This is a genomic window from Methanosarcina acetivorans C2A (assembly GCF_000007345.1).
GTDB lineage: Archaea > Halobacteriota > Methanosarcinia > Methanosarcinales > Methanosarcinaceae > Methanosarcina > Methanosarcina acetivorans.
This window is the reverse complement of record NC_003552.1, coordinates 2,641,781-2,665,116: the sequence shown is the minus strand read 5'-3', so window position 1 is coordinate 2,665,116 and position 23,336 is coordinate 2,641,781. Positions and strand designations below refer to the sequence as shown.

The window sequence follows — 23,336 nt, the reverse complement described above, 5'->3', positions numbered from 1 at the left end:
TTTCAGTCTCTCCATTCCAGTTCTTTGACTTCCAGTTGATTTCCCGGCTATGGGGCCTTAGCACTGCCTGGTTTATTTATATCGCTTGGCCCTGGAGGGAAGGAATCACCTTTTGAATCCTATTTTCATCAATGGTCACTCTGGCTTCGATGCCGTATACCGATACCATCTTCTCTTCAGTCAGCGCGGACGCCGACGGTGCTGATATAACTTCTTGCATGTGATTTTTACCGTGATCCTCCTGGTCTTTAAGAGTCATTGATCCACTGCCAGCAACAGCCGGGTTAATAGACAGGTGCTCTGCCGTTTTTCCAGGCATCACGTCAGGTCCAGCATCCAGGTTCCACTGTAATCAATGGGCATGAACCTCGCATGGAATTCCTTTATTCCGGCTTCCGGATCAACATCACTGAACTCTTCGGGATAGAACCACTTTGCAAGTATCTGGAGGCCGGCAAAGCTGTAAATCCTGCTGTCGTAGGTGTGAAAGATGCTGTACACTTCTTGATTTTCTACGGCCTGCAGGGAGTCCCAGCCGGGGCGCTGTAGATATGCCTTAAGGAGATCCTTGGATGAGTCCTGGTTGGCATAGTATCCTAATTTTACGGAATCCGGCGTAGTCACCCAATTAGAACCGGTAATGATGATAATGTCCGGATCGGCATCAATCAAGAACTCGGGAGCTACGGTCGCCGACTCGGAAGTAAAATTCCTGGCAATATTATCACCGCCGGCTTTATCCACAATTGGGCCCCAACCTAAACTGCTGTAGGTCCTGCCGTATTCAGAAGCACCCTTCCAACCGCTTTCAATATATACCTTGGGCTTGGTTTTATTGATTTTGGAAAGTCTCGAATACACAATGTCTGTCTGTTCATCGTAAAAATCTGTGATTTCCTTAGCCCGTTTTTCCTTACCGAGTAGTTTACCCAGCAGCGTGATACTCTTAGTTGAGTTTTCAAGCGTATCCTGATAAAAATCAGTAAAAACCACAGGTATTCCAGCCTGTTCAAATTTGCTCAAATCGTCTTTTGCCCGATCATAATCAAACATGGGGAATATGACAAGATCGGGTTTTAGTGAAACAACCTTTTCGATACTGAAGTCTTGACTCCCATAGTATCCAACTTCAGGTATGTTCTTGATTTCCGGGTACTTTTCTCCAAACTTGTCATAAGTGTCCTTATCAGATTTTCTAAGATCCGGGCCCCAGCCAACTATTTTATTAGAAAAGTTTTCTCCTTCGACAGCAGCAAATTCATGGAGATCTCTTGAACTCCCGAGAACTACTCTTTCGGCTGGTACTTTAAGGGACACCGTTCTTCCCGCCAAATCTGTTACTGTTATTGTATTATTTTCTGTCGATTTATCAGGAGAGACGGGTATTATGAATACACCGGCAACTAATAAAATAATTAAAGCTATAACAATTAAAATTGAATTATTTTTATTCACATCTATGCCTCTTTCATGCCTCTTTCGTTTCAGGTATAGCTTTACTTATGTCAATATTTAGTATGATAAATACAATAAAATATGATATAATAGTTGAATATTTTTATTTTTTCTCTATTTTTTGTTATTATATTGAAAAATAGTATGATTTATTATTTATTATTGTTTAATGTTCATTCACAAATTAATTCTGCAATTTCATTTCAGGCCATAGATCGCGTAATACTCATACTTGTAGGATATCTTATACCTGAACGGCATATGCTTTTTCTGGATTTTCACCAGTTTGTCCAGTCCAAGCGACCGTACGTCTTTGAACCCGGTTTTTTCCATATATTCCCGAGCCTTATCTAACGATACTCCTTTTGCGTTGGGCAGCATGGAGTTCATTTCCGCAGTATAACTGTCTTTAGAGATATCATTCTTTTCAACAATATGTATCATAAGGTTGCCTATTTTTCTCCTCATACGCGTCTCAAAACTGCCATTATCCCATATCCCATCCAGAACGACTACTCTTCCTCCGGACTTCAGCACATTCCGCCAGCTTTTAAGGGCTTTTTCCGGATTCGGCAGCGTCCAGAGCACGTGCCTGGTCACGACTGCATCGAACTTTCCTTCATCGAAGGGGGGATTTTCTGCGTCGCCTCTCCGAAACTCGATACTACCGGAAGCCTTCGACTTTGCTACCGTGAGCATTTTCTCGGACAGGTCTATACCCGTCACCTTATGCCCCATCTCTGCCAGTATCCTGCTCATCTCGCCCGTGCCGCAGCCGACATCCAGAACATTTAGCTTTTCCCCGGGGATTACCTGTCTGAAAAGAGCGGTCCAGGCTGCTGCCTCTTCATCGCTCTTTATCCCGTGACCGTGATATGTATCGTAGTGTTGAGACGAGTAGTCCCACCGCTTCGTGATCTCTTCCTTTATCTTGTTTTCATTAATTGCCATAATAATACCTCAAATTTTATCCTTTTTTAGCAACGGTACCCCGAACCATAAAAATCGGATGATCATTAGCATATTTCAAATACCAGGGTAGTTTCTTTCGCTGAATATCCCTAATTATCTTCAAATCGGTAACGACGATATCGGTTAAGCCTGCTTTAGATACATATTCCATAATCTGCTTTTTTTCAACCCCATGAGGATTGGGGAGACCGACACTTACCTCCTTCCTATAATCGTAGGTGAAGGGATTTTTTCCGTATTTTATAAATCGATAAATATGATAATTCATTGCAGATATACGGGGCAGTAAACCCCTTGTAACCCACTTGCCGTCAATGATGACAATCCTACCGCCAGGCTTTACAACCCTTACCCATTCCTTGAGCGCCTTCTCCGGATGAGGCAGCGTCCAGAGCACATACCGGGCTGTGACACAGTCAAAAGTTTCATCCTCGAAGCTAAGGTTCTCGATATCTCCTTCCATGAACCGGATCTTCGCTCCCTTTTCTAATGCCTTTTTCCGGGCGATATCCATCATTCCTTCACTAAAGTCGACAGCCGTCACTCCATAGCCCAGCTCTGCCAGGTACATGGCGATTATTCCGGTACCGCTGCCAACGTCCAGAATGTTTTTGAGGTCCGGGCCGATCGAGGATGATAATAACTTTTTCCATATCTGGCTTTCCTCGTTTCCCCCGAGACCTGGTGCCGTATCATAAAACTTGCTTCCGTAATCCCAGTATTTTTTTACTCCTTCCTTGGTTCTGTCAAGGTCAAGCTTTCCTGACTCCATCATGATCATCCCTTTATGGCCTTTTTTATCCCGCGTTTTCGCGTTGAATTAATTGGTATGACTTGCGGTATGCCTTCACCGTCGAGCATTACTCTGGCATTGACCCCGTAGACTTCCCGGATCATCGCTTCGGTTATCACAGAAGCCGGACTTCCTGCTGCCATGATCTTACCCCCATTAATCAATATGACTTTTCCCGCGTAGCGGGCCGCCAGGTTGAGGTCATGTAATGCTACGATCGTCGTCATTCCGTTTTCATCCGTGATGTTCTGGATCACGTCAAAAAGCTCGAGCTGCCGCTGGAGATCCAGTGAATTCGTAGGCTCGTCCATGAGGAGCACTTCGGGCTTTCGGATGATCGACTGGGCAATGGATACCATTTGCTTCTGTCCGCCACTTAGCTCATTCATTGGCCTCATCGCCAAATCTTCTATCCCGAGCTTTTCAAGCGTATCCATAGATGCGGACAGGTCCTCGTCCTTGATCCTCCAACCTAGCGAGCTTATTTTTCCCAGCAATGTTGCCTCTAACACAGTCATGAATGCGCTTGTAGAAGATTCCTGAGGAAGGTAGCTAATAGCTTTTATGACCTCGTCCTTCTGACACGCCTTCAGGTCTTTTCCATTGAGGATTATTGACCCTTCAGCCTTGAGTATCCCACAAATACATTTAAGTAAGGTAGATTTTCCGGCAGCGTTTGGGCCTATGATCGCAGTGACCATAGGCTCGGCTACCATGCTTACATTTTTTAATACAGGACTGGAATTATATCCGAACTTGAGGTTTCTAATTTCCAGCTTCACCAATATCCCTTCTTCTTAGACAGCAAGAGCCAGATGAAAAACGGTATACCTATCAGTGATGTGAGTATTCCGATGGGGAATATAATCCCCGGGACTACAATTTTGCTGAGAATTGAGGCAGTGGAGAGTATGAACGCCCCGGATAGGGCTGAACAGGGCAAAAAGTACCGGTGGTCTTCACCTACAAGCATCCGCGCGATATGAGGAGACACAAGACCGATGAACCCGATGGTGCCCACGAACGCCACCGCCGTGGCCGTAAGAACTGAAATCAGGATCAAGCCCTTTATTCTCATCCTTTCGACATCCACTCCAAGGCTTTTTGCCTTATCGTCACCTAGCCGGAGAGCAGTAAGCTTCCAGACATCTATGGCCAGCAGCGGTATGACTACTAAAACAATCCCCACCGTAATGCGCAGAGTGGTCCAGTTCGTCTTGGTCAGGCTGCCGAAAAGCCAGAAAACGATAGCTTGGACCTGCTCCGGGTTTGCCTTATACTCCAGTAACCCCAGCAGAGAATTGAACAGGAACAGCACAGCGATACCGGTAAGTACTATGGTCTCGGAAGTAGCCTTCTTGAACCTGGCAATACCATATATTGCCATGCAACTGATTAGCGAGAACACGAACGCATTGACCGGCACGAATAAGGTATCTGCAAAAGGCAACACTCCCACTCCAAGCACAATGGCCAGTGCGGCGCCGAACCCGGCAGCTGCCGAAATGCCAAGCGTATAAGGGCTGGCCAGAGGATTATCGAGGATAGTTTGCATGTTCGCACCAGCAAGGCCTAAAGCTATTCCGATCACTATCGCCATAAGGGCAACAGGTAGGCGGAAGGTCCAAACAATAACCTGAACTGAAGGCTCGCTGTAGGCAGGGAACAATATCGTCGAAATGACCTCACTTACCGATAAAGAAGCCGGTCCTGTCATGATGTCGATGACAAAAGTGAGGAAGATCGCTGCCGAGATCAAGAGGAGAGAGATATGCTTCCTTCCCGTTATTTCCTTGTATGCCGTTTTTACCTCAACATTCATCCTAAAGCTGCTCCTCAGGTCCACATTTTTTAATAATTTCTATACATGAATGTCCCGCTGTATTCAATGGGCATAAACTTTTCATGATACTCCCGAATGGTGGTATTGGGATCAAGATCTTTGAATTCCTCTGGATAAAACCACTTAGCAAAAGCTTCCAGTGCCACAAAATTATAGATGCTGAAGCAGTACCCATGATAAATGCCGTACACCTGGTGGGTATTGACAGCATTAATCGTGTTCCACCCCGGACGTGCAATATATGCATCCATCGTATCCTTCGTATCTGCAGCGGTTGAAGTATATCCCATCCTGATTGATCCTGGTGTGGACCAGTTCCGACCGGTCAGTATTATGATATCTGGATTCTGGTTGATGAGGTACTCAGGGCTGAGCGCTTTGCTGGTATTTCCTAATAATGGCTCAGCAATGTTTTCTCCACCCGCTTTCTTTACGATCGATCCCCACCCGACATCCCCCTCGGTTATCCCATATGTCTCTGGGCCATTGTATCCTGTCTCTATATATACGCCGGGCTTCAGTCCGTCACTCGTCTCCAAGCGTGAATAGACCGCTTCGACGTGTTGATTATAAAATTCGACGATATCTTTAGCCCTTTGCTCTTTTCCAAGAATTTGACCAAGCAGCAGCATACTCTTTGTGGAGTTGGTCATTGGCTCCATGTAGAAATCCACGAAGATTACGGGGATACCTGCCTGTTCCAGCTTGACAAGGGCTTCTTTAGTCGCGTCCCCGCTCCACATGAATTCCCAGTTGTGCATGATGACAACGTCAGGATTCAACGCGATTACCTTTTCAACGCTGAATGTATTGTCGTCAAGAGAGCCTACGTTGGGAACATCAGCCAACTTCGGATATCTTTCTATGAACTTCACGTACCCGTCACCGGCATTGTCTTTGAAATCATTGTCCCATCCGACAATCTTATCGACGATTGCAGCCCCATCTATGGCGGCCAGCTCGTGTGTTTTGGATGATTCCATTAAGACAATCCGTTCTACCGGGACCTTTACAGTAACCGACCTTCCCTCCATATCCGTAACGGTTATCGTCTTTGCCTGATCATCCATACCTCCTTTTGTGACACAGCCAGAAACTGTAAAGACCGTAAAGATAACCAATATGATCGCAAGGATCGTGAACGTTCTAAATCTATAGCGCATGCTAACCACTATCACTCAGATTATGCCAAGAGCTAATTTCATATCATGGCGTAGAAGTCCCGTTCGATATCCTTATTAGATTGTAACCTGTAGACTCCTACCATTTAGCGGAAAAGATATCTGCCATAATGATTTTATGGATCTGCATAGATCCTAATAACGAGGATCTGTCGTAAGAACTCGTTATCCGGCCTCGTAGTCGTCGTCAGTCCAGTAACAACAAAGTACTTTAGGGGTTTTAATGTATTAATAATTTATTAAATAGTATTATTATATAGCCATCATTAAGAATTTTGTAGTATAAATAATTTTATTTTCTAAATATTGTGTTATTTTATATTAATTCAACAGTGTAAACAGGTATGAGACTCCAGTATCTACCAAAGCCTTTGTCATGAAGCGGAATTACATTTCCCGAGAACTAATTGAAAAACTATGAAAACTAACCGAAAAAGATGACCAAAAAAAGAGCGGTAATAAATTTTAAAAAATAAGAGGAAAGAAAAGAGAAGAGAGATTTACTCTTCTGACTTTTCTCCTATCCATTCGTTAACTTTTTCCGGGTTGTTTGCAACCCAGTTTGCTGCGGCTTCTTCAGGGGCAGTGCCATTTTCGATGTCCATCATTACAGTCTGGATATCGTCATGGGTCCACTGGAAGCGGGTCAGGATGCCGTAGAGGTTAGGTTTTTCTTCTTCAAGGCCAAGCCTTGCAAGGGTTTCAACATGGTCGGCATCGCCATATGCACCTTTCGGGTCATCCAGGTATTTGAGGTCCCAGCGGTTAAATGCCCAGTGAGGGGACCAGAGGGTTACAACTGTCCACTCTTCGGAGTCGATTGATTTTTTCAGGGAGGTGGTCATTGCGGCACTGCTGCCTGAAACGAGCTCCATATCAAGGTCGTAATCGGTGATTGCGGTTTCGGATGCCTGCATGATGCCTGCTCCGGGGTCGATCCCGATAATCTGACCGTTGAACTTATCCTTTTCGGAATTGAGTTCCTCAATGGAGTCTATGGTTACGTAAGATGGCACGACAAGCCCGATCTTACAGTCTTCGAGGTTAGTCTGGACAGAGTCGAGCTGGTCTCCGTAAGCTTCCCAGTAGCTCTGGTGAGTGTAGGGGAGCCAGGCGGAAGTTGTGAAATCAAACTGTCCGTCAGCAAGTCCCTGATAGAGAGGGCCTGCATCAACCGCAACGATTTCCACGTCTTCATACCCTGCCTGTTCGAGGACCTGCTGAATCACATTGGTACTTGCAATCTCCCCGTCCCATAACACATAGCCTATAGTTACAGGTTCGCTTAATTCCGAAGCCTCTTCGGCAGGAGCAGTTTCTGCGCCTTCTACGGTTTCATCTCCCTGTTCTGCACAACCTGCTGCAAAAAGGGAAAGCCCTATTATCAGAACGATTGCCAGAACCGATCCGAGTTTTTTTTCTTCAGGATTTAATTTTGAATTGGTCAAGATATCTACAACCTTTTTGGAGTTTCTTTTTATTTTTGGTTTTTAACCAGGGGATTGAAATGAAAGATGCACCATCTTCTGGAGGATAGAGGGTGCCCCTGTTAAAGTGAAAAATCCTGATTTCTGAGAACCCTGAATACCTGTTTCAGGGCGAAATCAGGAGCGAAGAGTTTTCAGCCAAGGGTTTTCAGGACCCTCAGGGTTTTACCTGGGACTGAGGTGCTGGGTAACGCGGTCGAGGACAACTGCGATTATGACAATGGCGAGCCCGGCTTCGAAGCCGAGGCCGATATCCACTCTCTGGATCCCGAAAAGGACCTGGTATCCGAGCCCTCTTGCTCCTATCATGGCAGCAATGACGACCATGGAAAGAGAGAGCATAATGCACTGGTTGATCCCGGCCATTATGGTCGGGAGAGCTACAGGCAGTTCCACCTTTGTAAGTTTCTGCCAGCCTGTGGAGCCAAAGGCATCAGCAACTTCGGTGAGCTCTTTTGGAACCTGCCTGATCCCGAGGTTTGTGAGCCTGATCGCAGGAGGCATTGCAAAAACAACAGTTGCGATCATGCCCGGCACGTTTCCAAGCCCAAAAAAGAGTAGGGCAGGGATCAGGTATACAAAAGGCGGCATGGTCTGCATGAAGTCAAGCGTTGGCTTTAAAAAGTGGTAAAGCACTTCATTTTTTGCGCTGAGGATTCCCGTAGGAATTCCTATAATAAGGGCAAGGAGAGCAGAAGAAAGCACAAGAGCCAGCGTCTCCATCGAAAGTGTCCAGAGCCCCATATTGTCAATAAGAAAAAAGCCAAAAGCAGTCCCGATTGCAAGCTTGAGGTTTCGTTTCCCTGCAAAGTAAGCAAGCAAGGCAATTACAAGGATAAAGAGTTCAGGAGGCAGTAAAAGCAGAGCGTCTTTTAAACCCGAGATCAGGAAATCAAGCTTATCACTTATGAAATCAAGAAGTGAGCCAAAATTGGCTTCGATCCAGTCCACAGCAAATTCAACCGTGTCACCGATTGGGAGGCGGGGAATCAGCATGTTTTCACCTCAGGGCCCGGAATAGCATCAGACTTTGAAGGGGTTTCTTCCTTTGCTTCTGCTTCCAGAGGCACAGGTTCGCTGCCAATTCCGCTGTTAATTATACTGTGGGAGACGTCTGAGCCTCCGAACGGAGGCCCGGCTTCCCCTTCATTTTTACCGCTGAAAATAGTTTTTTCAGGGGGCTTTTCTTCGGGAGTTTTTCCTGACGGGTTTCCTTCATCTGAAACCTTTTCCTCAGAAACTTTTCCTTCTGGCTGCCCGTTTTCTTCGGAGTTTTCTCCGGACATTGCAAGAGCGCCAAGGACAGTACCCCTGACTATAATTCCTATCAGCTTTCCGGAATCATTGACCACGGCAAGGGGGTACGGGCTTTCCGCAATCAAAGGGATTATGTCGCTAAGGGGCAGGTCCGGAGCCACGCGAGGCGCTTCCGGGATCATCGCGGTTTCAAGGCTTTTTCCGGTCTTCAGGGCTTCAAGGGCGTCCCCTATCATGAGTATGCCTTTTAGACGCCTGTTCTTTCCTTCAACCACGTAGATTGAGGAGATCCCATGGTCTTTCATCAACTGAATGGCAACCCTGGGCCCGGAATTGAGAGATACGAGAGGTTCGGGCCGTTTCATTACCGATTCGGCGGTCAGTACTTTTGATCGGTCGACTCCTGCAACGAACCTCGAAACATAGGAGTCTGCGGGTTCGGTCAGGATCTCTTCGGGCGTTCCTATCTGTACAACTTCCCCGTCTTTCATAAGGGCGATTCGGTCCCCGAGTTTCAGGGCTTCATCCAGGTCGTGGGAAACAAAGATAATTGTCTTTTGCACCCTGTCCTCAAGGGCGAGCAGCTCGTCTTGCATATCGCTCCTGATAAGGGGGTCAAGGGCACTGAAAGCCTCGTCCATAAGCAGGATGTCAGGGTCGTTGGCAAGCGCCCTTGCAAGCCCTACCCGCTGCTTCATACCTCCGCTGAGTTCCGTTATCCGGCTGTGTTCATAGCCTTTGAGCCCTACGGTTTCTATGGATTCGAGAGCCTTTGAGTAGCGTTCTTCTTTAGGTATTCCCTGAATCTCAAGCCCGTAAGCCACGTTGTCCAGGACTGTCCTGTGGGGGAGCAGGGCAAAACTCTGAAAGACCATTCCAAGCTTGCTCCTGCGGGTAGTTCTCAGGGCTTCGGGGCTCATGCCGGTAATGGCCCGCCCGTCGATCAGGATTTCTCCGGCCGTTGGTTCAATAAGACGGTTCAAACAGCGTAGGAGGGTGGATTTTCCGGAACCCGAAAGCCCCATTATGACGAAAATCTCTCCGTCGTAGACCTCAAAGTTAACGCTGTTGAGCCCGACAGTATGCTTTGTTTTTTCAAAAATTTCACTTTTGGATAAACCTTTGTTTAGAAGGGAAATTACTTTCTGGGGATCCTTTCCAAAAATTTTAGTTATGTTTCGTACTTCGAGTTTTACATTTTTGTCCATTATGACACCCCGGTTTAACCGAAGTTTTTTAAGAACTATCGATGTTCGGTAGGAAATGAAAAGAGTTGCCGCAAAAATCCGGGAAATAAAAACTGAATTTTAGTCAAATTAGTTGTGTCTGTACAATTAATTTAAGGCAACTGAAAATATAGATTAAAGAAAACTTTCTATTTTTTACAGCTTAAATGGTTTATTTTCCTGCCTGTTAGTTTCCCCCAATCGTATATAATATTATTGCGGAAAATTAATATATTACAAATATTGAAAGCAACAAAAATGGCATAAACCATATATAAAGCCAGGATCTAAAAGTATGAAATTTGGCTTTACTTTAGCATATTTGGATATCGGGTTATGCTCGTTATTATATAAAAGTGAATCCCCCCATGAAGAAACATAAATAAATTACAGTAACTGTAATAAATTTTGTAAAGATACTGGAACGGTTTCATGTTGACCGAGCTTAAATGAACTTATCATTGAGCTTAAATGAACATATTTTACTGAACACGGGGTTTTTGGACAAGAAATTTTTATACAGTTTTAAGACCGTCGTCTCAAAAGAAATAATTAATTGATAGGTTTATATATTAAAAGACTGAAAAAAATAAAGAAATCCGGAAACCGGGAAAGTCATCGCAACACTTATACATGTCTTATGACATTTACTCGCAGGTTCAGATGATGAAAGCAGTACTAGGATTAGAAGACGGAACAGTTATTAGGGGCACCGGTTTTGGTGCCGAAGGCACAGCTTGCGGCGAACTTGTTTTTACCACTCAATTCACGGGATATGAGGAGGCTCTGACTGACCCTTCCTACAAAGGCCAGATTTTAATGTTCACCTACCCTCTGATAGGGAATTACGGTGTCAGTGGGGAGCGTTTCCAATCCGACAACATCCATGCGGAGGGGCTTGTTGTCCGGGAAGCCTGCAAAAAACCCTATCACTACAAATCCACCCGTTCAATTCACCAGTTTTTGGAGGACGAGGGAAAACCGGGGATCGAAGGTGTGGATACCCGTATGCTCACCATAGGGGCAAGGGAGCGCGGGACCATGCGTGCTGCCCTGATTACAGGCAGTGATGATGGGGAAGAGGCCGTTAAAGTGGCAAGGAATTTCCCCCAGATAACGGATGAGGAACTTATCGCCCGCGTAACATGCAAAGAACCCCACTTCATCCCTGGAGCGGAGTGCGCCTGGAAAGGCAGCGGCAAACCCAAACACGCGGTTGTGGTCGACCTCGGCATAAAGAGGAACATCATAAACAACCTGCATAAAAGGGGAATTGACCTCACCCTGGTCCCTGCAACCACAAAACCGAAGGAAATTGCAGGTTTCGAGCCTGATCTACTTTTTATCTCAAACGGGCCAGGAGACCCGGAAAAGGCAACCGATGCAATCAATGCGGTAAAGGCTTTTGCAGGCACGATTCCGGTAGCCGGGATTTGTTTCGGGCACCAGATTATCTCTCTTGCTATGGGAGCCAGGACTTACAAGCTTAAGTTCGGACACAGGGGAGGAAACCAGCCGGTAAAGGACCTGATTGAAAACAAGATTTTCATAAGCTCCCAGAACCACGGGTATGCCGTTGATGCGGATTCCCTTGAAGGGACCGGCCTTTATGTGAAGTACCTGAACGCAAACGACAAAACCGTTGAAGGAGTATCCCACAAAGACCTGGACATTTTCAGTGTGCAGTTCCACCCCGAAGCCCAGGCAGGACCTATGGATACCGAAGAAACATTTTTCGGCAAGGTTGTAAAGGTCCTCGGAGGGGATCTCTGATGCCAAAACGTGAGGACATAAAGAAAGTTTTGCTTATAGGTTCGGGCCCGATCACAATCGGGCAGGCTGCAGAATTCGACTTCTCGGGAAGCCAGGCCTGCAGGTCCTTAAAAGAAGAAGGTGTACAGGTCGTGCTCGTAAACTCAAACCCTGCAACCATCATGACTGACCCCGAAATGGCGGATTCGGTCTATATCGAGCCCCTTGATGCCAGAATTGTGGAAAAAATCATTGAAAAAGAGCGCCCGGACGGGATAATTGCAGGCATCGGCGGACAGACCGGCCTGAATATCACGAGCGAACTTGCGGAAATGGGCGTCTTTGAAAAATACGGGGTCCAGATCCTGGGAACCCCTGTCGAAGCCATTAAAAACACGGAAGACAGGGAACTCTTCAAAGAGACCATGCTGAGGATCGGGGAAAAAGTCCCCCAGAGCCGTGCAGTCCATACCTTAAAGGAAGCCGAAGAGGTTGTCGAGGAACTCGGCCTGCCTCTGATCGTCCGCCCGGCTTACACCCTCGGAGGTGCCGGCGGCGGGATTGCCCGCACAAAAGAAGAGCTCCTTGAGATTACCGAACGCGGGCTCAGGCGCAGCCGTATCAGCCAGGTCCTTATTGAAGAAAGCGTGCTCGGCTGGGCAGAAGTCGAGTATGAGGTCATGAGAGACGCAAACGATACCTGTATCGTGATCTGTAACATGGAAAACATCGACCCCATGGGCGTCCACACCGGAGAATCGGCAGTTGTTGCCCCTTCCCAGACCCTGACCGACGCAGAGCACCAGATGCTCAGGAGTGCCTCTATTAAGATCATCCGTGCCCTTAAGATCGAAGGAGGGTGCAATATCCAGTACGCTTTAAAGGAAGGCGACTACCGCATTGTCGAAGTAAACCCTAGGGTCTCAAGGTCTTCAGCCCTTGCATCCAAAGCCACAGGCTACCCGATTGCCCGCGTAACCGCAAAGATTGCAATCGGAATGGCGCTCGATGAGATCATTAACAGCGTCACCAAAAATACCCCTGCTTCTTTTGAGCCGGCTCTGGACTATGTGATCACAAAGATCCCAAGGTGGCCTTTTGACAAATTCGTAACTGCGGACAAGACCCTGACCACAGCCATGAAGAGTACCGGAGAAATCATGGCAATCGGCAGGACAATGGAAGAGTCCCTCCTGAAGGCTTTCAAATCTCTTGATATTGACTCCCAGCTCGGAAATAAACGCTGGGACGAGCACGAGGTCAAAACCCTTCTCAAGACTCCCACAAGCGAACGCCTTTTCGTGATCTTCCATGCGCTTGAGCGGGGAATGTCGGTAAAGGAAATTGCCGAACTCACGAGCATCAACCCCTTCTTCATCTCAAAGATAAAGAAGATCGTTGAAATGGAAAAACGCATCAGGACAGAAGAACTGACCTCTGAACTCCTGCGCGAAGTAAAGAAGCTGGGCTTCCCGGACACCCGCCTTGCGGAACTGACCGGCAAAACAAGGGAACAGATCAGCGACCTCAGGCATGACGCAGGAATTTTAGCCACCTTCAAGATGGTCGACACCTGTGCAGCTGAGTTCCAGGCAGCAACCCCCTATTACTATTCCACTTACGAAGATACCTGTGAGACAAACCCCACAGACAGGAAGAAAATCCTCATTCTCGGTGCAGGCCCGATCAGGATCGGCCAGGGAATCGAGTTTGACTACTGTACCGTCCACGCAGTAACCGCGCTCAGGGAAGAAGGCATAGAGACCCATATCATTAACAACAACCCCGAGACCGTCTCAACGGACTTTGACACCTCGGACAAGCTCTTTTTCGAACCCCTCACCATGGAATACGTAATGAACGTAATCGAACGTGAGAGGCCTGACGGGGTCCTTGTGCAGTTCGGGGGCCAGACCTCGGTCAACCTTGCACTCCCCCTGAAAAAGGAATTAAAGCGCAGGACCGATCTTGACACCATGATCATGGGCACTGACCCCGAAGACATGGACCTTGCCGAAGACAGGGAAAAGTTCTACGTCCTCATGCAGAAATTCGGCATCCTCCAGCCGGAAGGCGGGTATGCGACCTCCCAGCATGAAGCAATCGAGGTTGCCCAGAGGATAGGGTTCCCGGTCCTGGTGCGCCCGTCCTACGTACTCGGCGGAAGAGCCATGGAGATCGTCTACGACGAAATCGACCTTGAACGCTATATGAAAGAGGCAGTCAGGGTCTCTCCCGAACACCCAATCCTTATTGACGACTTCCTGGAAGGTGCCTGCGAAATCGATGTGGATGCCGTCTGCGACCGGAAAGATGTCCTTATCGGGGCAATCATGGAGCACATCGAAGAAGCCGGGGTCCACTCCGGAGACTCGGCCTGTGTAATCCCGCCCCAGTCGCTCTCGGAAGACGTACTCGCCCAGGTGAGGGACTACACCCGGAAGATTGCCCTCGGCCTGAGGGTCAAGGGCCTGATCAACATCCAGATGGCAGAAAAAGGCGGAAAGGTCTTTGTGCTCGAAGCGAACCCGCGTTCAAGCAGGACCATTCCCTTCGTCTCAAAAGCTGTCGGCCTCCCGCTTGCAAAGATTGCAGCCAGAGTCATTGCCGGACACAGCTTAAAGGAGATGGGATACACCGACGAGCCAAAGCCCAAACACGTCTCGATCAAAGAAGTCCTCCTGCCCTTCGACAAACTGCCCGGAGCAGACCCCGTCCTCGGCCCTGAAATGAAAAGTACGGGAGAAGTCATGGGCATTGACTACGACTTCGGAAGGGCCTATTATAAAGCAGAGCTTGCAGCCGACAACCTCCTCCCCCTTACAGGAAAAGTCTTCCTTTCGATACGGAACGCAGATAAGCCCGAACTCGTGGAAGTTGCCAGAAAGCTGCAGGCAGCAGGCCTCGAACTTATGGGCACCCGCGGGACCGTGAACTACCTCGCCCAGCACGGAGTCTTCATGGATACCGTAAAGAAAGTCCACGACGGAAGCCCGAACGTAATCGATATGATGCGCAGGGACGAGGTCGACCTGATTATCAACACCCCGACAAGCAAACAGTCCCGCAGAGACGGTTCCAGGATCAGGCGGGCAGCCGTTGACTTCAAGGTCCCCTACATCACCACGATTCAGGCAGCAAGTGCAGCAGCAGCCGCGATTGAGACCATGAAGAAAGGCGAGGACCTTACGATCAAATCCATCAACGAGTACCACAAAGAGATGGGGCTGTAAAGTAAGGTAACTAAGGTAAATTAAAAAAAGAAAAAAGTTTGTAGGAAGCCTGTAAGTAAAGTACTGCTTAAAAATCGCTGTGCCAGCGGAAAAACGGAAGAATCAATGAGAACCACAGCCGGCAGGGTGGCTTTCCGTCCTCCGGCAAAAAATAAAATCAGTTTTTGAACCCGGCAGCCTGTTAGCTGTCGAATTTTCAGGAGTAAACATATCGCTCCCACAAAGATTAAACTTATTTAACTTATTAACCCTACTGGGTTACTGATCCGTTAAAGGTTAATCCATTAAGGGTTAAGTCGTTAAAGGTAAATCCGTTAACAGGTAAATCCATTAACAGGTAAATCCGTTAACAGGTAAATCCGTTAACAGGTAAATCCGTTAACAGGTAAATTCATTCAAACATTAATCCGTAAACCCATTAATCATAAACAAGTAGTCACTATCATTCCTATCACAAATCACCAGAAAGGGGTAGTAAAAGCATGGTAAAGAAAGTTGCACTTGCATATTCCGGTGGGCTTGACACCTCTGTGTGCATCCCCATCCTCAAGGAAAAGTACGGGTACGATGAAGTAATTACAATTTCAGTAGACGTCGGCCAGCCCGAAGAAGAGATCAAAAAAGCTGATGCAAAAGCCGAGAAGATCAGCAACAAACACTACACGATCGATGCAAAGGAAGAGTTCGTAAAAGACTACATCTTCCCCCTGATCAAAGCCAACGGAGACTACGAAGGCTATGTCATGGGCACATCGGTAGCCCGCCCGCTGATTGCCAAAAAAGTGGTGGAAGCTGCCATTAAAGAAGGCGCAGTCGCCCTTGCCCACGGCTGTACCGGAAAAGGCAACGACCAGCTCCGCTTCGAAGCCGTCTTCCGCCAGACCGACATGGACGTAATCGCCCCCATGCGGGAGATGAACCTGACCCGCGAGTGGGAAATCGACTACGCAAAAGAGCACGGAATCCCGGTAGAAGTTACAAAAGCCAAGCCCTGGAGCGTTGACGAAAATATCTGGAGCCGCAGCATCGAAGGCGGAAAGCTTGAAGACCCCTCCTTTGTCCCGCCGGAAGAGATCTTCGAGTGGACCAAATCCGCAGAAGATGCCCCGAACGAGCCCAGGATCGTTGACATCGACTTTGAAGCCGGAGTCCCTGTAGCCCTCGACGGCGAAAAGCTCGGCGGTTACGCCCTTGTCAGGAAGCTGAACGAAATTGCAGGCGAGAACGGCGTCGGCAGGACAGATATGATCGAAGACCGTGTCCTTGGCTTAAAAGCCCGCGAGAACTACGAGCACCCGGCTGCAACCGTCCTCCTCGCAGCCCACGCCGACCTCGAGAAACTCGTCCTGACCCGCGGGGAACTGAAGTTCAAGAAGATCGTCGACGAACAGTGGTCCGAACTTGCCTATTACGGGCTTGTTGACGAGCCGCTTTATGCCGACCTCAACGCCTTTATCGACAAGTCCCAGGAAAGGGTCACGGGTACAGTGAAAGTGAAGCTCTACAAAGGCGCACTTACTATCCTTGCCCGCAGCTCGCCAAATGCACTTTATTCTGAGGATCTGGTTTCTTTTGACAGCCAGACCATTGACCAGAAGGATGCGGAAGGGTTTGCGAAGTATCACGGGTTCCAGGCGAGGATGTACAGGAAAGTAATGGAGAAATAATGTTAGGTTTTGTCTGTTCCTTTTAGAGGAGCAGACTTCTTTTTATCATTTTTGTTTCTATTTGAGTTATTACTATTTCCCTTAACCAAGATTTCTAAGCATTTGTAGATTATCTTTCCGAGGCTACAGTAATAGCTATTTTGAACTATTTTTATTATTGTGGACAGCATGAACTTTTCATAACTGAAATACAGGATATTATACAAATAATGCTATTTTAATTGTGATATAATTAATAAATTTAAAATGGAAATTTCAGAAAAAATCTAATAAAGATCTATTCACACGGTTATTGATTTTAGGTATATATTCATGTTCAGCTTCTATACTCTCATATATCTCAATCTCTAAATTTAGCCCCTTCAAAGATTCCCAATTTTCAGGTGAAAGAGACGGAGTTAGAATAAACAGGTTATCCATTGCTCTACTGAAAGCAACGTAAAATATTCTATGTAAATCATCTTCATTCTCAAGATCTGGATTCAAAACACAGTTTAAATGAGACTCATCATGTAAGTAGACAAAAACAGTCTTAAACTCTGCACCCTTTGCTTTATGTATCGTTCTAATATAACCCAAATCCTCTCCAAGCTTAACACCACTAACAAGGTTACTAAACAAAACAGATTCCGAGAACTTTTTAAAATTTCCTTTTGCTATTTTTTTCAAAAAAATTCCATATTTATTGCCATTGTCCGACAAAAATGAGAAAAGAGATTCGTTGACACGATATAGACTTAAATTAAAAGGCTCAAGATCCAGTACATGTTCTAGAACAGATATAGCAATACTTCTGCTTAAAAGTGGAGAAGGAATTTGTCCTTTTAAAGGCTCTCTTAATTCTCCATCATGATTCGGTCTAAATACATGTAAAAACTCATTTAGTGCATTTTCATACCTATGTTGACGAGCGTATGCAATTGCAACTGAAAGATGATAATAAAATATCTGACGGTTGTAGTCTAGATTTTTGAACTTATCCCATATCTCTAGGCAATTATCTTGAGACGTGCTTTTCAATTTAGTAACAAATGAATTTTTCAAAGTTAAGACACAAAAGTCAGATTCAGGAGTTAAGTTATCGAAAACGTCGTCAATTTTTTGGTATATAATTACACGAACACATTCTCCTTCCTCATTTCTTATGCAATCTTGTTGTACTGGACCTTTTTTCCTCATATGGTTTAAGAGTCTTATAATCTTAGATGTACTCCTTCTATTGTCTTGTATCTCATAATAAGCAATGTCCTGAATATAGAAATCCAAAAAATCTTCTCTTTTTGCACCTTGAAAAGAGTAAATAGATTGAGCGGGGTCACCAATTACGCCAATGGTAGAGCCTGATTTAGCTAACATTTTAACAATCATAGTTTGGATGGGATTTGTATCTTGAAATTCATCCAAAAAAATATATGGGAATTTTGCACTCAAAAATATCAATAAGATGGGATTCTCACATAAAATTCTATAAGAAAAGTATAGAACATCTTCATGATGAATTCGTCCTTCTTGCCAGTATAATTTTTTATAGTCAAAATATGATTTTTTTAATTTTTTTGGCAATCGGTATTCTTTTGGTACATCAAGAAAACACTTACCAGAAGATTCAACTTCCCACGTTAAATGACTCAATGCAGAAGAAATTTTTTTCCCGTTTTCTTGATAGATTAAAAACTTAAGATCGGGGTTATATTCTCCAATCCAAGATTCAATTTTCTTAAAAGAGGGATTATGCTCTTCATGTCCATCAATTTTTTCTACTGCTATTAATTGATTTCCAAGCTCGTCATATAAATGAGATGCGTAAGGTTTTATTATATTTTTATAAAAAAAACTGTGAATTGTTGAGACTTCAACTTTATCGACACATTCTCCTAGATTATTTAAAACTTGTTCCGCAGCAATGTTGGTATACGTGATACATGCTACTTTTGACACTGGATTTAACCTGCTAGAGTGTTTAACTACATTCTTAACATGATTAGTCAACCAGTAAGTTTTTCCCGCACCTGGGCCCGCAATGACTCTAAAATGATGATCAAAATTATCTAAAACATCTCCTGAAGAAATCAAAATAGATTTACTGTGGTTCATTGCAAACTCCCCTACAGACCCATGAAATAGCATTTTTTATGTGCAAAGGCAAATTAAATTCCAACGATCCTTCACTGAGATTAAAATTATTAATTAAGTTATTAGCTAATTCAAAAGCCATGGATCCCTTAGTATCTTCTACGGATTCAAGATAAAAAGCAGCAAAAATAGCCTTAGATTTGTCCTCAGGAGTTAAGCTAGAAGACTCAATAAGAGCACTCACATCTTTACTAATTTCTACGGAACCAGAAACTAATAAAGGTGAATCTTTATTTTCAAATGCTAAGTCGTACTCTAATGTCTTACCTTTTTGAGTTTTATTATAAAAGATTTTTACATTTTCAGTGTTAGATTTACTAAGAGCTTCCTCAAGATTAGTTATTACGCTGGAAATAGGTTTGTACTCATAAGAATCTAAATTTTGTCCAACCTCAAAAGGCCAACATTTTTTCCATCTTCTGTTTCTACCTTCAATAGGAATCTTTTGAGGATCCACGTCGACAATACAAGAAACCCTTTTTGATAAGGTGTAATTCTTATTATTCTCATCAATACCCCCACCAAAGAGTTTTATGAAATGTTTAAATGTAGAACCACCTACGCCTACTACAGCAATATGACATTTATCTAGTGGTAAGCTTCTATACTCAGCTAACCGCGGTACAAGCAACTGCTCTGCAAGACCCTCTACAAAAATGACTCCTTTTGAAAAAAGCATGTTTGATTTTGTTGCATCCAAGTATCTTTCGATATATTTTTTAGACTCAATGTCATCTGGTTTATCTGAAAAAACTAGACTAGGATATCGCGCTAATATATGATCTTTGTGAGATTCCATGCAAATTATTGAATCTAACCCTACAGCAGCGGTTATGTGAGTCGAATGGGTTGTTACAAAAATCTGTCTGCTAATGTTTTTATTTTTGATTTCTTCTTTTAGGAACCTTAAGAAATTATATTGAAGTGCAGGATGCAAGTGTGCTTCGGGTTCTTCAATTAATAAAATGGGAAAGATTTTTGCGTTTTCTCCAAAATGATCAGATGTAATAATTTCTAAATTTGATAACACTAAGGAAATATAAATTAAATTGTTATAACCTAACCCGTTGTTGAAAATTGGAATCTGCATCCCCGAGTTACTCTTTATAATAAGCTTTAATGTAGAAAGTATATCAGATTCGCTTAACTCCCCCTCAATATCAGGCTTTCCACACACAGATGCTCCAGTACTCTCAACTAAACTCAATATATGTCCTGTATCCAATCTACCTCTTATTGAATCCAATAAATCCTTTGATTGTCCTCTAAACTCATTCCTACAACACTCCAATTTTGTTAAGCACTCATCCAATTTTGCCTTCGAATCTGTATCTTCTAGATCTTGTTCCAGTTTCTTTATGCTACTCTTTAAGTTATAGTCAAGGAAATAGTTCAACACGTTTTTGAGTAAAGAGTTCTTTCCATTGTAGATAGAATTCTCAACGTTCCTTAATGCATCTAAAAATGTACAATCAAATTTTTCTAAATATTCAGATTCTACTCTATTTTTTGAAATTGGATTTCCGGCATAGATTCTTGACACGTACCTTTGAAGAAAACGTTCTAAAATATCCCATTCACTTATAAGTGACTGATCTCTTTCATTTAACTCTTTTTTATACTCCTCTAGATCAGTTTCTGGAAGAAAATACTTGTAGGTAAGAGTTGCTTCACAAGGAGAGTTTAATTTAGTTAGCCAAGTTGCAACAACAGCTTTGTCTTCTATTTTTTCAGATTCAGTTTCCTGGATAGAAATAGTAATTGTGATTTGAGGAGGTTCGTCAAAAGAAGATATTCCTTTATAAAAGTCGTCAATACTTAATTTTTTAGATACAGAATTATCAAAAATGAGTTGGAGAGCCTTTAAAACAGTGGTTTTACCAGAGTTATTTTCTCCGATGAATACATTTAAGCCCTCATAAAATTCGACAGATGTGTCACAGAAACATCTAAAATTTTGCATCCTGATTTTGGAAATATACATTAAAACATCCTCTTTAGTAAAAATCTGATACATTTTAATATTTGTATTTCAATAATAATTTTTGAAGATTTTAACAGATAGGGGCATTTGGACATTTATAATTAATGTTTTGATTTAAAGCTCATGTCTCTACACATTAGATAGAAAGTAGTGTGTCTTATATGGACGGATTTATCGAGCTCAATATATATCTGGACAAAAAAGAATTATGCATTAGGTTATACGGTTATAAGAGGCATCTGCGATTATTACGATTCTCATAAAAATGATGATTGGCAGTAGTATTCGGCGGTTGTTGCTGCGGCTTATAAGAAGGCTTTGATTGAGTCGATGCCGTAAAGCCCAGACTCGGTTCGTAAGTGCCGAAAGGAAGACTCATAAAGAAACAATAGTGTAGTCGATAATTCTCGAATTAATTCTTTTAGAGAATACCTAAGCATATTGAAAAGCTTCTTGAAATTATAGTTTTTTTTTGAAAAATCAAAGACACACTTTGAATTCTCTTACTTAGATAACGTAATTTGAGGGAGTTAATAATGTTAGGAATGCCCTCTTCATAAAAAATCTATAGATTCTTAGAGACTAGGTTGCTGACTATACATAAATCTATATGTGAAAAAGTCTAGTTTTTAATGTAATAGACGAAACTATTTTCATGTAAAAATCAGATGATAAAAAAGAATGGTTTATTACCTGTATTATAATGTTTACCTTGTGCAAGCATTGAGTAATATTACTAAAATGCCGAAATATTCATTAATATAAGATTAAAATGAAAACGCTGAGATTCTATACCAAGCCTTGGACTTGATCCCGAGGTACAGTGGTTGTGTGGGAAGATTCATTCTCCGAGTTTCACACCGAGTTTCATATTTATCAATAGAAGGAACTTTTATGGGATTTGGGATAAAAATTAAGGATGAAGAGTTACGAATTCTTGATCATTTAGAGTATAATCCAGCTGTTGTTTTTAAACAACCATATGGAGGGTATTTATTCTTTTTAGTTGGCGGCGCCGACGATGAAATCCTTTCATGGCTTTTAAAAAAAATAGTCATATTAGATTCTTTGACAAGTAAACATGTCGCTTATGCTATTTTTGCCAGAAATTTCAAATTTAAAATGCATATTCCAGTTATGTGGGACTCATATAAGTGGAATAGAGATATAAAAAGTAATAAACAAACTGATCTCTCTATTGAAGAGATAAAATCTTTTTATTCAGTAACCGAATTGGTGAAATCAGGGAAGTGTGGTTGGGTTTTTGATGGAGACGAAATCAACGCTATAACATATGGAACAGATGAAATCGCTAGATCATTTGGTGTTATGGGTGATTTACCATGCATGTTAATATTCGACTCTATACCAAAAAGAAATTACGAAGTATTTCATTTAAACCAAAACAATTTGCAGGCATTAATTCCTATTTTAAGGAGAAGTATTCAAAGTCTTGTAAAGAGACCCACATATATTTCCCATATGCAGACAATCAAAATTGTTACTCAACTTCAACTAGAGCGAAGCAGAATTCAAAGTCTTAAATATGATGAATATGATGAAGAAAAAGAACTTTCAATAATTCGTGAACAATATACCAAACCCATAAACCGGTTACGAATTAAAATCCGCTCAGCACTTAAAAATGGTAATGTTTACAAAGTTATATCAGCATTTTCAGACTACTCGAATGAGTCAAATATTGAAACACATATTATTAATGAAGTTATAGAAGCTTCTAAAATTAATAAAGATATCTTATCGACATTATTTCGAACAATTTATAGACTGCAAACATATTCCACAAATTATAAATGGCCTCTTGAAGAGCCGTGGCGTTCTAAGTACGTCAACGTATATAGAAAATATGTCAGAACTTTACAGAGTGATCTCTCTGTAAATCCAGACCTTGCTACTCCAGATCAATGTATTAAGATCACAGAAATTTTAATATCCCTGCAATCTAAAATTATTGAAAAGATTATCGATCCACTTCCATATGATCCAACTAATGAAACGACTGTGCAAAAGTTAGTAGATGATAAAAAAGTTGAAATTTGTAAAAGAAATGAAGAATTAAATAGAAGAAAATTGGAAATCGAATCACAGTTAGAAAATTATATTAACCAATTATACGAACAGGATCAACCATCATTTATAGAATGTGTTACTAGAGAAATTAAAAAAGAGAGAATAAAATCAACTACTAAGAAACTTCATGATAGTGCAATTATGTATGCAGATAGTTGGTTAAATCCTGAGACTATTATAGATTTTTTGAAGGTGATTATGACCAGATAAGACCATAAAGAAGTCTCAAAAAAACAATATACGTAGGTATAGAAATTATAGA

At 43.2% G+C, this 23,336-nt stretch carries 16 protein-coding genes; 4 read left to right on the top strand and 12 right to left on the bottom strand.

The features are described from left to right. Positions 1 to 76: 76 nt before the first annotated feature. From MA_RS11185 to MA_RS11140, 10 genes are all read right to left on the bottom strand, one after another. Positions 77 to 319 (bottom strand): hypothetical protein, encoded by a 243-nt coding sequence (locus tag MA_RS11185; RefSeq protein ID WP_048065322.1) that lies wholly within the window; start codon positions 317 to 319, stop codon positions 77 to 79. Next, positions 319 to 1,455, bottom strand: coding sequence for an ABC transporter substrate-binding protein (locus tag MA_RS11180; RefSeq protein WP_011022139.1), 1,137 nt, complete (start codon positions 1,453 to 1,455; stop codon positions 319 to 321). Before MA_RS11180 ends, MA_RS11185 begins: the two co-directional genes overlap by 1 nt. A gap of 198 nt (positions 1,456 to 1,653) precedes the next feature. Beyond that, positions 1,654 to 2,406, bottom strand: coding sequence for a class I SAM-dependent methyltransferase (locus tag MA_RS11175; RefSeq protein ID WP_011022138.1), 753 nt, complete (start codon positions 2,404 to 2,406; stop codon positions 1,654 to 1,656). Between the two features lie 16 nt (positions 2,407 to 2,422). Then, positions 2,423 to 3,202 carry a class I SAM-dependent methyltransferase gene (locus tag MA_RS11170; RefSeq protein ID WP_048065321.1) on the bottom strand — a complete coding sequence of 260 codons (780 nt, stop codon included), beginning with the start codon at positions 3,200 to 3,202 and terminating at the stop codon, positions 2,423 to 2,425. A gap of 2 nt (positions 3,203 to 3,204) precedes the next feature. Beyond that, positions 3,205 to 4,002 carry an ABC transporter ATP-binding protein gene (locus MA_RS11165; protein WP_048065320.1) on the bottom strand — a complete coding sequence of 266 codons (798 nt, stop codon included), beginning with the start codon at positions 4,000 to 4,002 and terminating at the stop codon, positions 3,205 to 3,207. Next, positions 3,999 to 5,042, bottom strand: coding sequence for a FecCD family ABC transporter permease (locus MA_RS11160; RefSeq protein WP_048065319.1), 1,044 nt, complete (start codon positions 5,040 to 5,042; stop codon positions 3,999 to 4,001). The genes MA_RS11165 and MA_RS11160 overlap by 4 nt, the downstream gene beginning before the upstream one ends. A 29-nt stretch (positions 5,043 to 5,071) precedes the next feature. Then, positions 5,072 to 6,133: an ABC transporter substrate-binding protein gene (locus MA_RS11155; RefSeq protein WP_226990827.1), complete on the bottom strand. Its 1,062-nt coding sequence runs from the start codon at positions 6,131 to 6,133 to the stop codon at positions 5,072 to 5,074. 611 nt (positions 6,134 to 6,744) lie between these two features. Continuing rightward, on the bottom strand, positions 6,745 to 7,692 hold the full coding sequence (locus tag MA_RS11150) for a glycine betaine ABC transporter substrate-binding protein (protein WP_011022133.1): 948 nt from the start codon (positions 7,690 to 7,692) through the stop codon (positions 6,745 to 6,747). 204 nt (positions 7,693 to 7,896) lie between these two features. Then, entirely contained in the window at positions 7,897 to 8,727 is an 831-nt protein-coding gene (locus tag MA_RS11145; protein WP_011022132.1) for an ABC transporter permease, read from the bottom strand. Further along, positions 8,721 to 10,196 carry a quaternary amine ABC transporter ATP-binding protein gene (locus MA_RS11140; protein ID WP_011022131.1) on the bottom strand — a complete coding sequence of 492 codons (1,476 nt, stop codon included), beginning with the start codon at positions 10,194 to 10,196 and terminating at the stop codon, positions 8,721 to 8,723. Before MA_RS11140 ends, MA_RS11145 begins: the two co-directional genes overlap by 7 nt. Positions 10,197 to 10,880: 684 nt before the next feature. Here MA_RS11140 and carA point away from each other — a divergent pair. From carA to MA_RS11125, 3 genes are all read left to right on the top strand, one after another. Beyond that, complete coding sequence (gene carA, locus MA_RS11135; RefSeq protein WP_011022130.1) at positions 10,881 to 11,987, top strand: glutamine-hydrolyzing carbamoyl-phosphate synthase small subunit; 1,107 nt, start codon at positions 10,881 to 10,883, stop codon at positions 11,985 to 11,987. Beyond that, positions 11,987 to 15,199 carry a carbamoyl-phosphate synthase large subunit gene (carB, locus tag MA_RS11130; protein WP_011022129.1) on the top strand — a complete coding sequence of 1,071 codons (3,213 nt, stop codon included), beginning with the start codon at positions 11,987 to 11,989 and terminating at the stop codon, positions 15,197 to 15,199. The genes carA and carB overlap by 1 nt, the downstream gene beginning before the upstream one ends. A 482-nt stretch (positions 15,200 to 15,681) precedes the next feature. After that, on the top strand, positions 15,682 to 16,866 hold the full coding sequence (locus tag MA_RS11125) for an argininosuccinate synthase (RefSeq protein WP_011022128.1): 1,185 nt from the start codon (positions 15,682 to 15,684) through the stop codon (positions 16,864 to 16,866). Between the two features lie 255 nt (positions 16,867 to 17,121). Here MA_RS11125 and MA_RS11120 read toward each other — a convergent pair whose 3' ends face one another. Both MA_RS11120 and MA_RS11115 read right to left on the bottom strand, forming a co-directional pair. Next, on the bottom strand, positions 17,122 to 18,960 hold the full coding sequence (locus MA_RS11120) for a UvrD-helicase domain-containing protein (protein WP_011022126.1): 1,839 nt from the start codon (positions 18,958 to 18,960) through the stop codon (positions 17,122 to 17,124). After that, positions 18,947 to 20,983 carry an AAA family ATPase gene (locus MA_RS11115; RefSeq protein WP_048065317.1) on the bottom strand — a complete coding sequence of 679 codons (2,037 nt, stop codon included), beginning with the start codon at positions 20,981 to 20,983 and terminating at the stop codon, positions 18,947 to 18,949. Before MA_RS11115 ends, MA_RS11120 begins: the two co-directional genes overlap by 14 nt. Before the next feature lie 894 nt (positions 20,984 to 21,877). On the opposite strand from MA_RS11115, the gene MA_RS11110 reads away from it, so the two are divergent. After that, positions 21,878 to 23,284, top strand: a complete 1,407-nt coding sequence (locus MA_RS11110; RefSeq protein ID WP_048065316.1) for a hypothetical protein — start codon at positions 21,878 to 21,880, stop codon at positions 23,282 to 23,284. Positions 23,285 to 23,336 lie beyond the last annotated feature (52 nt).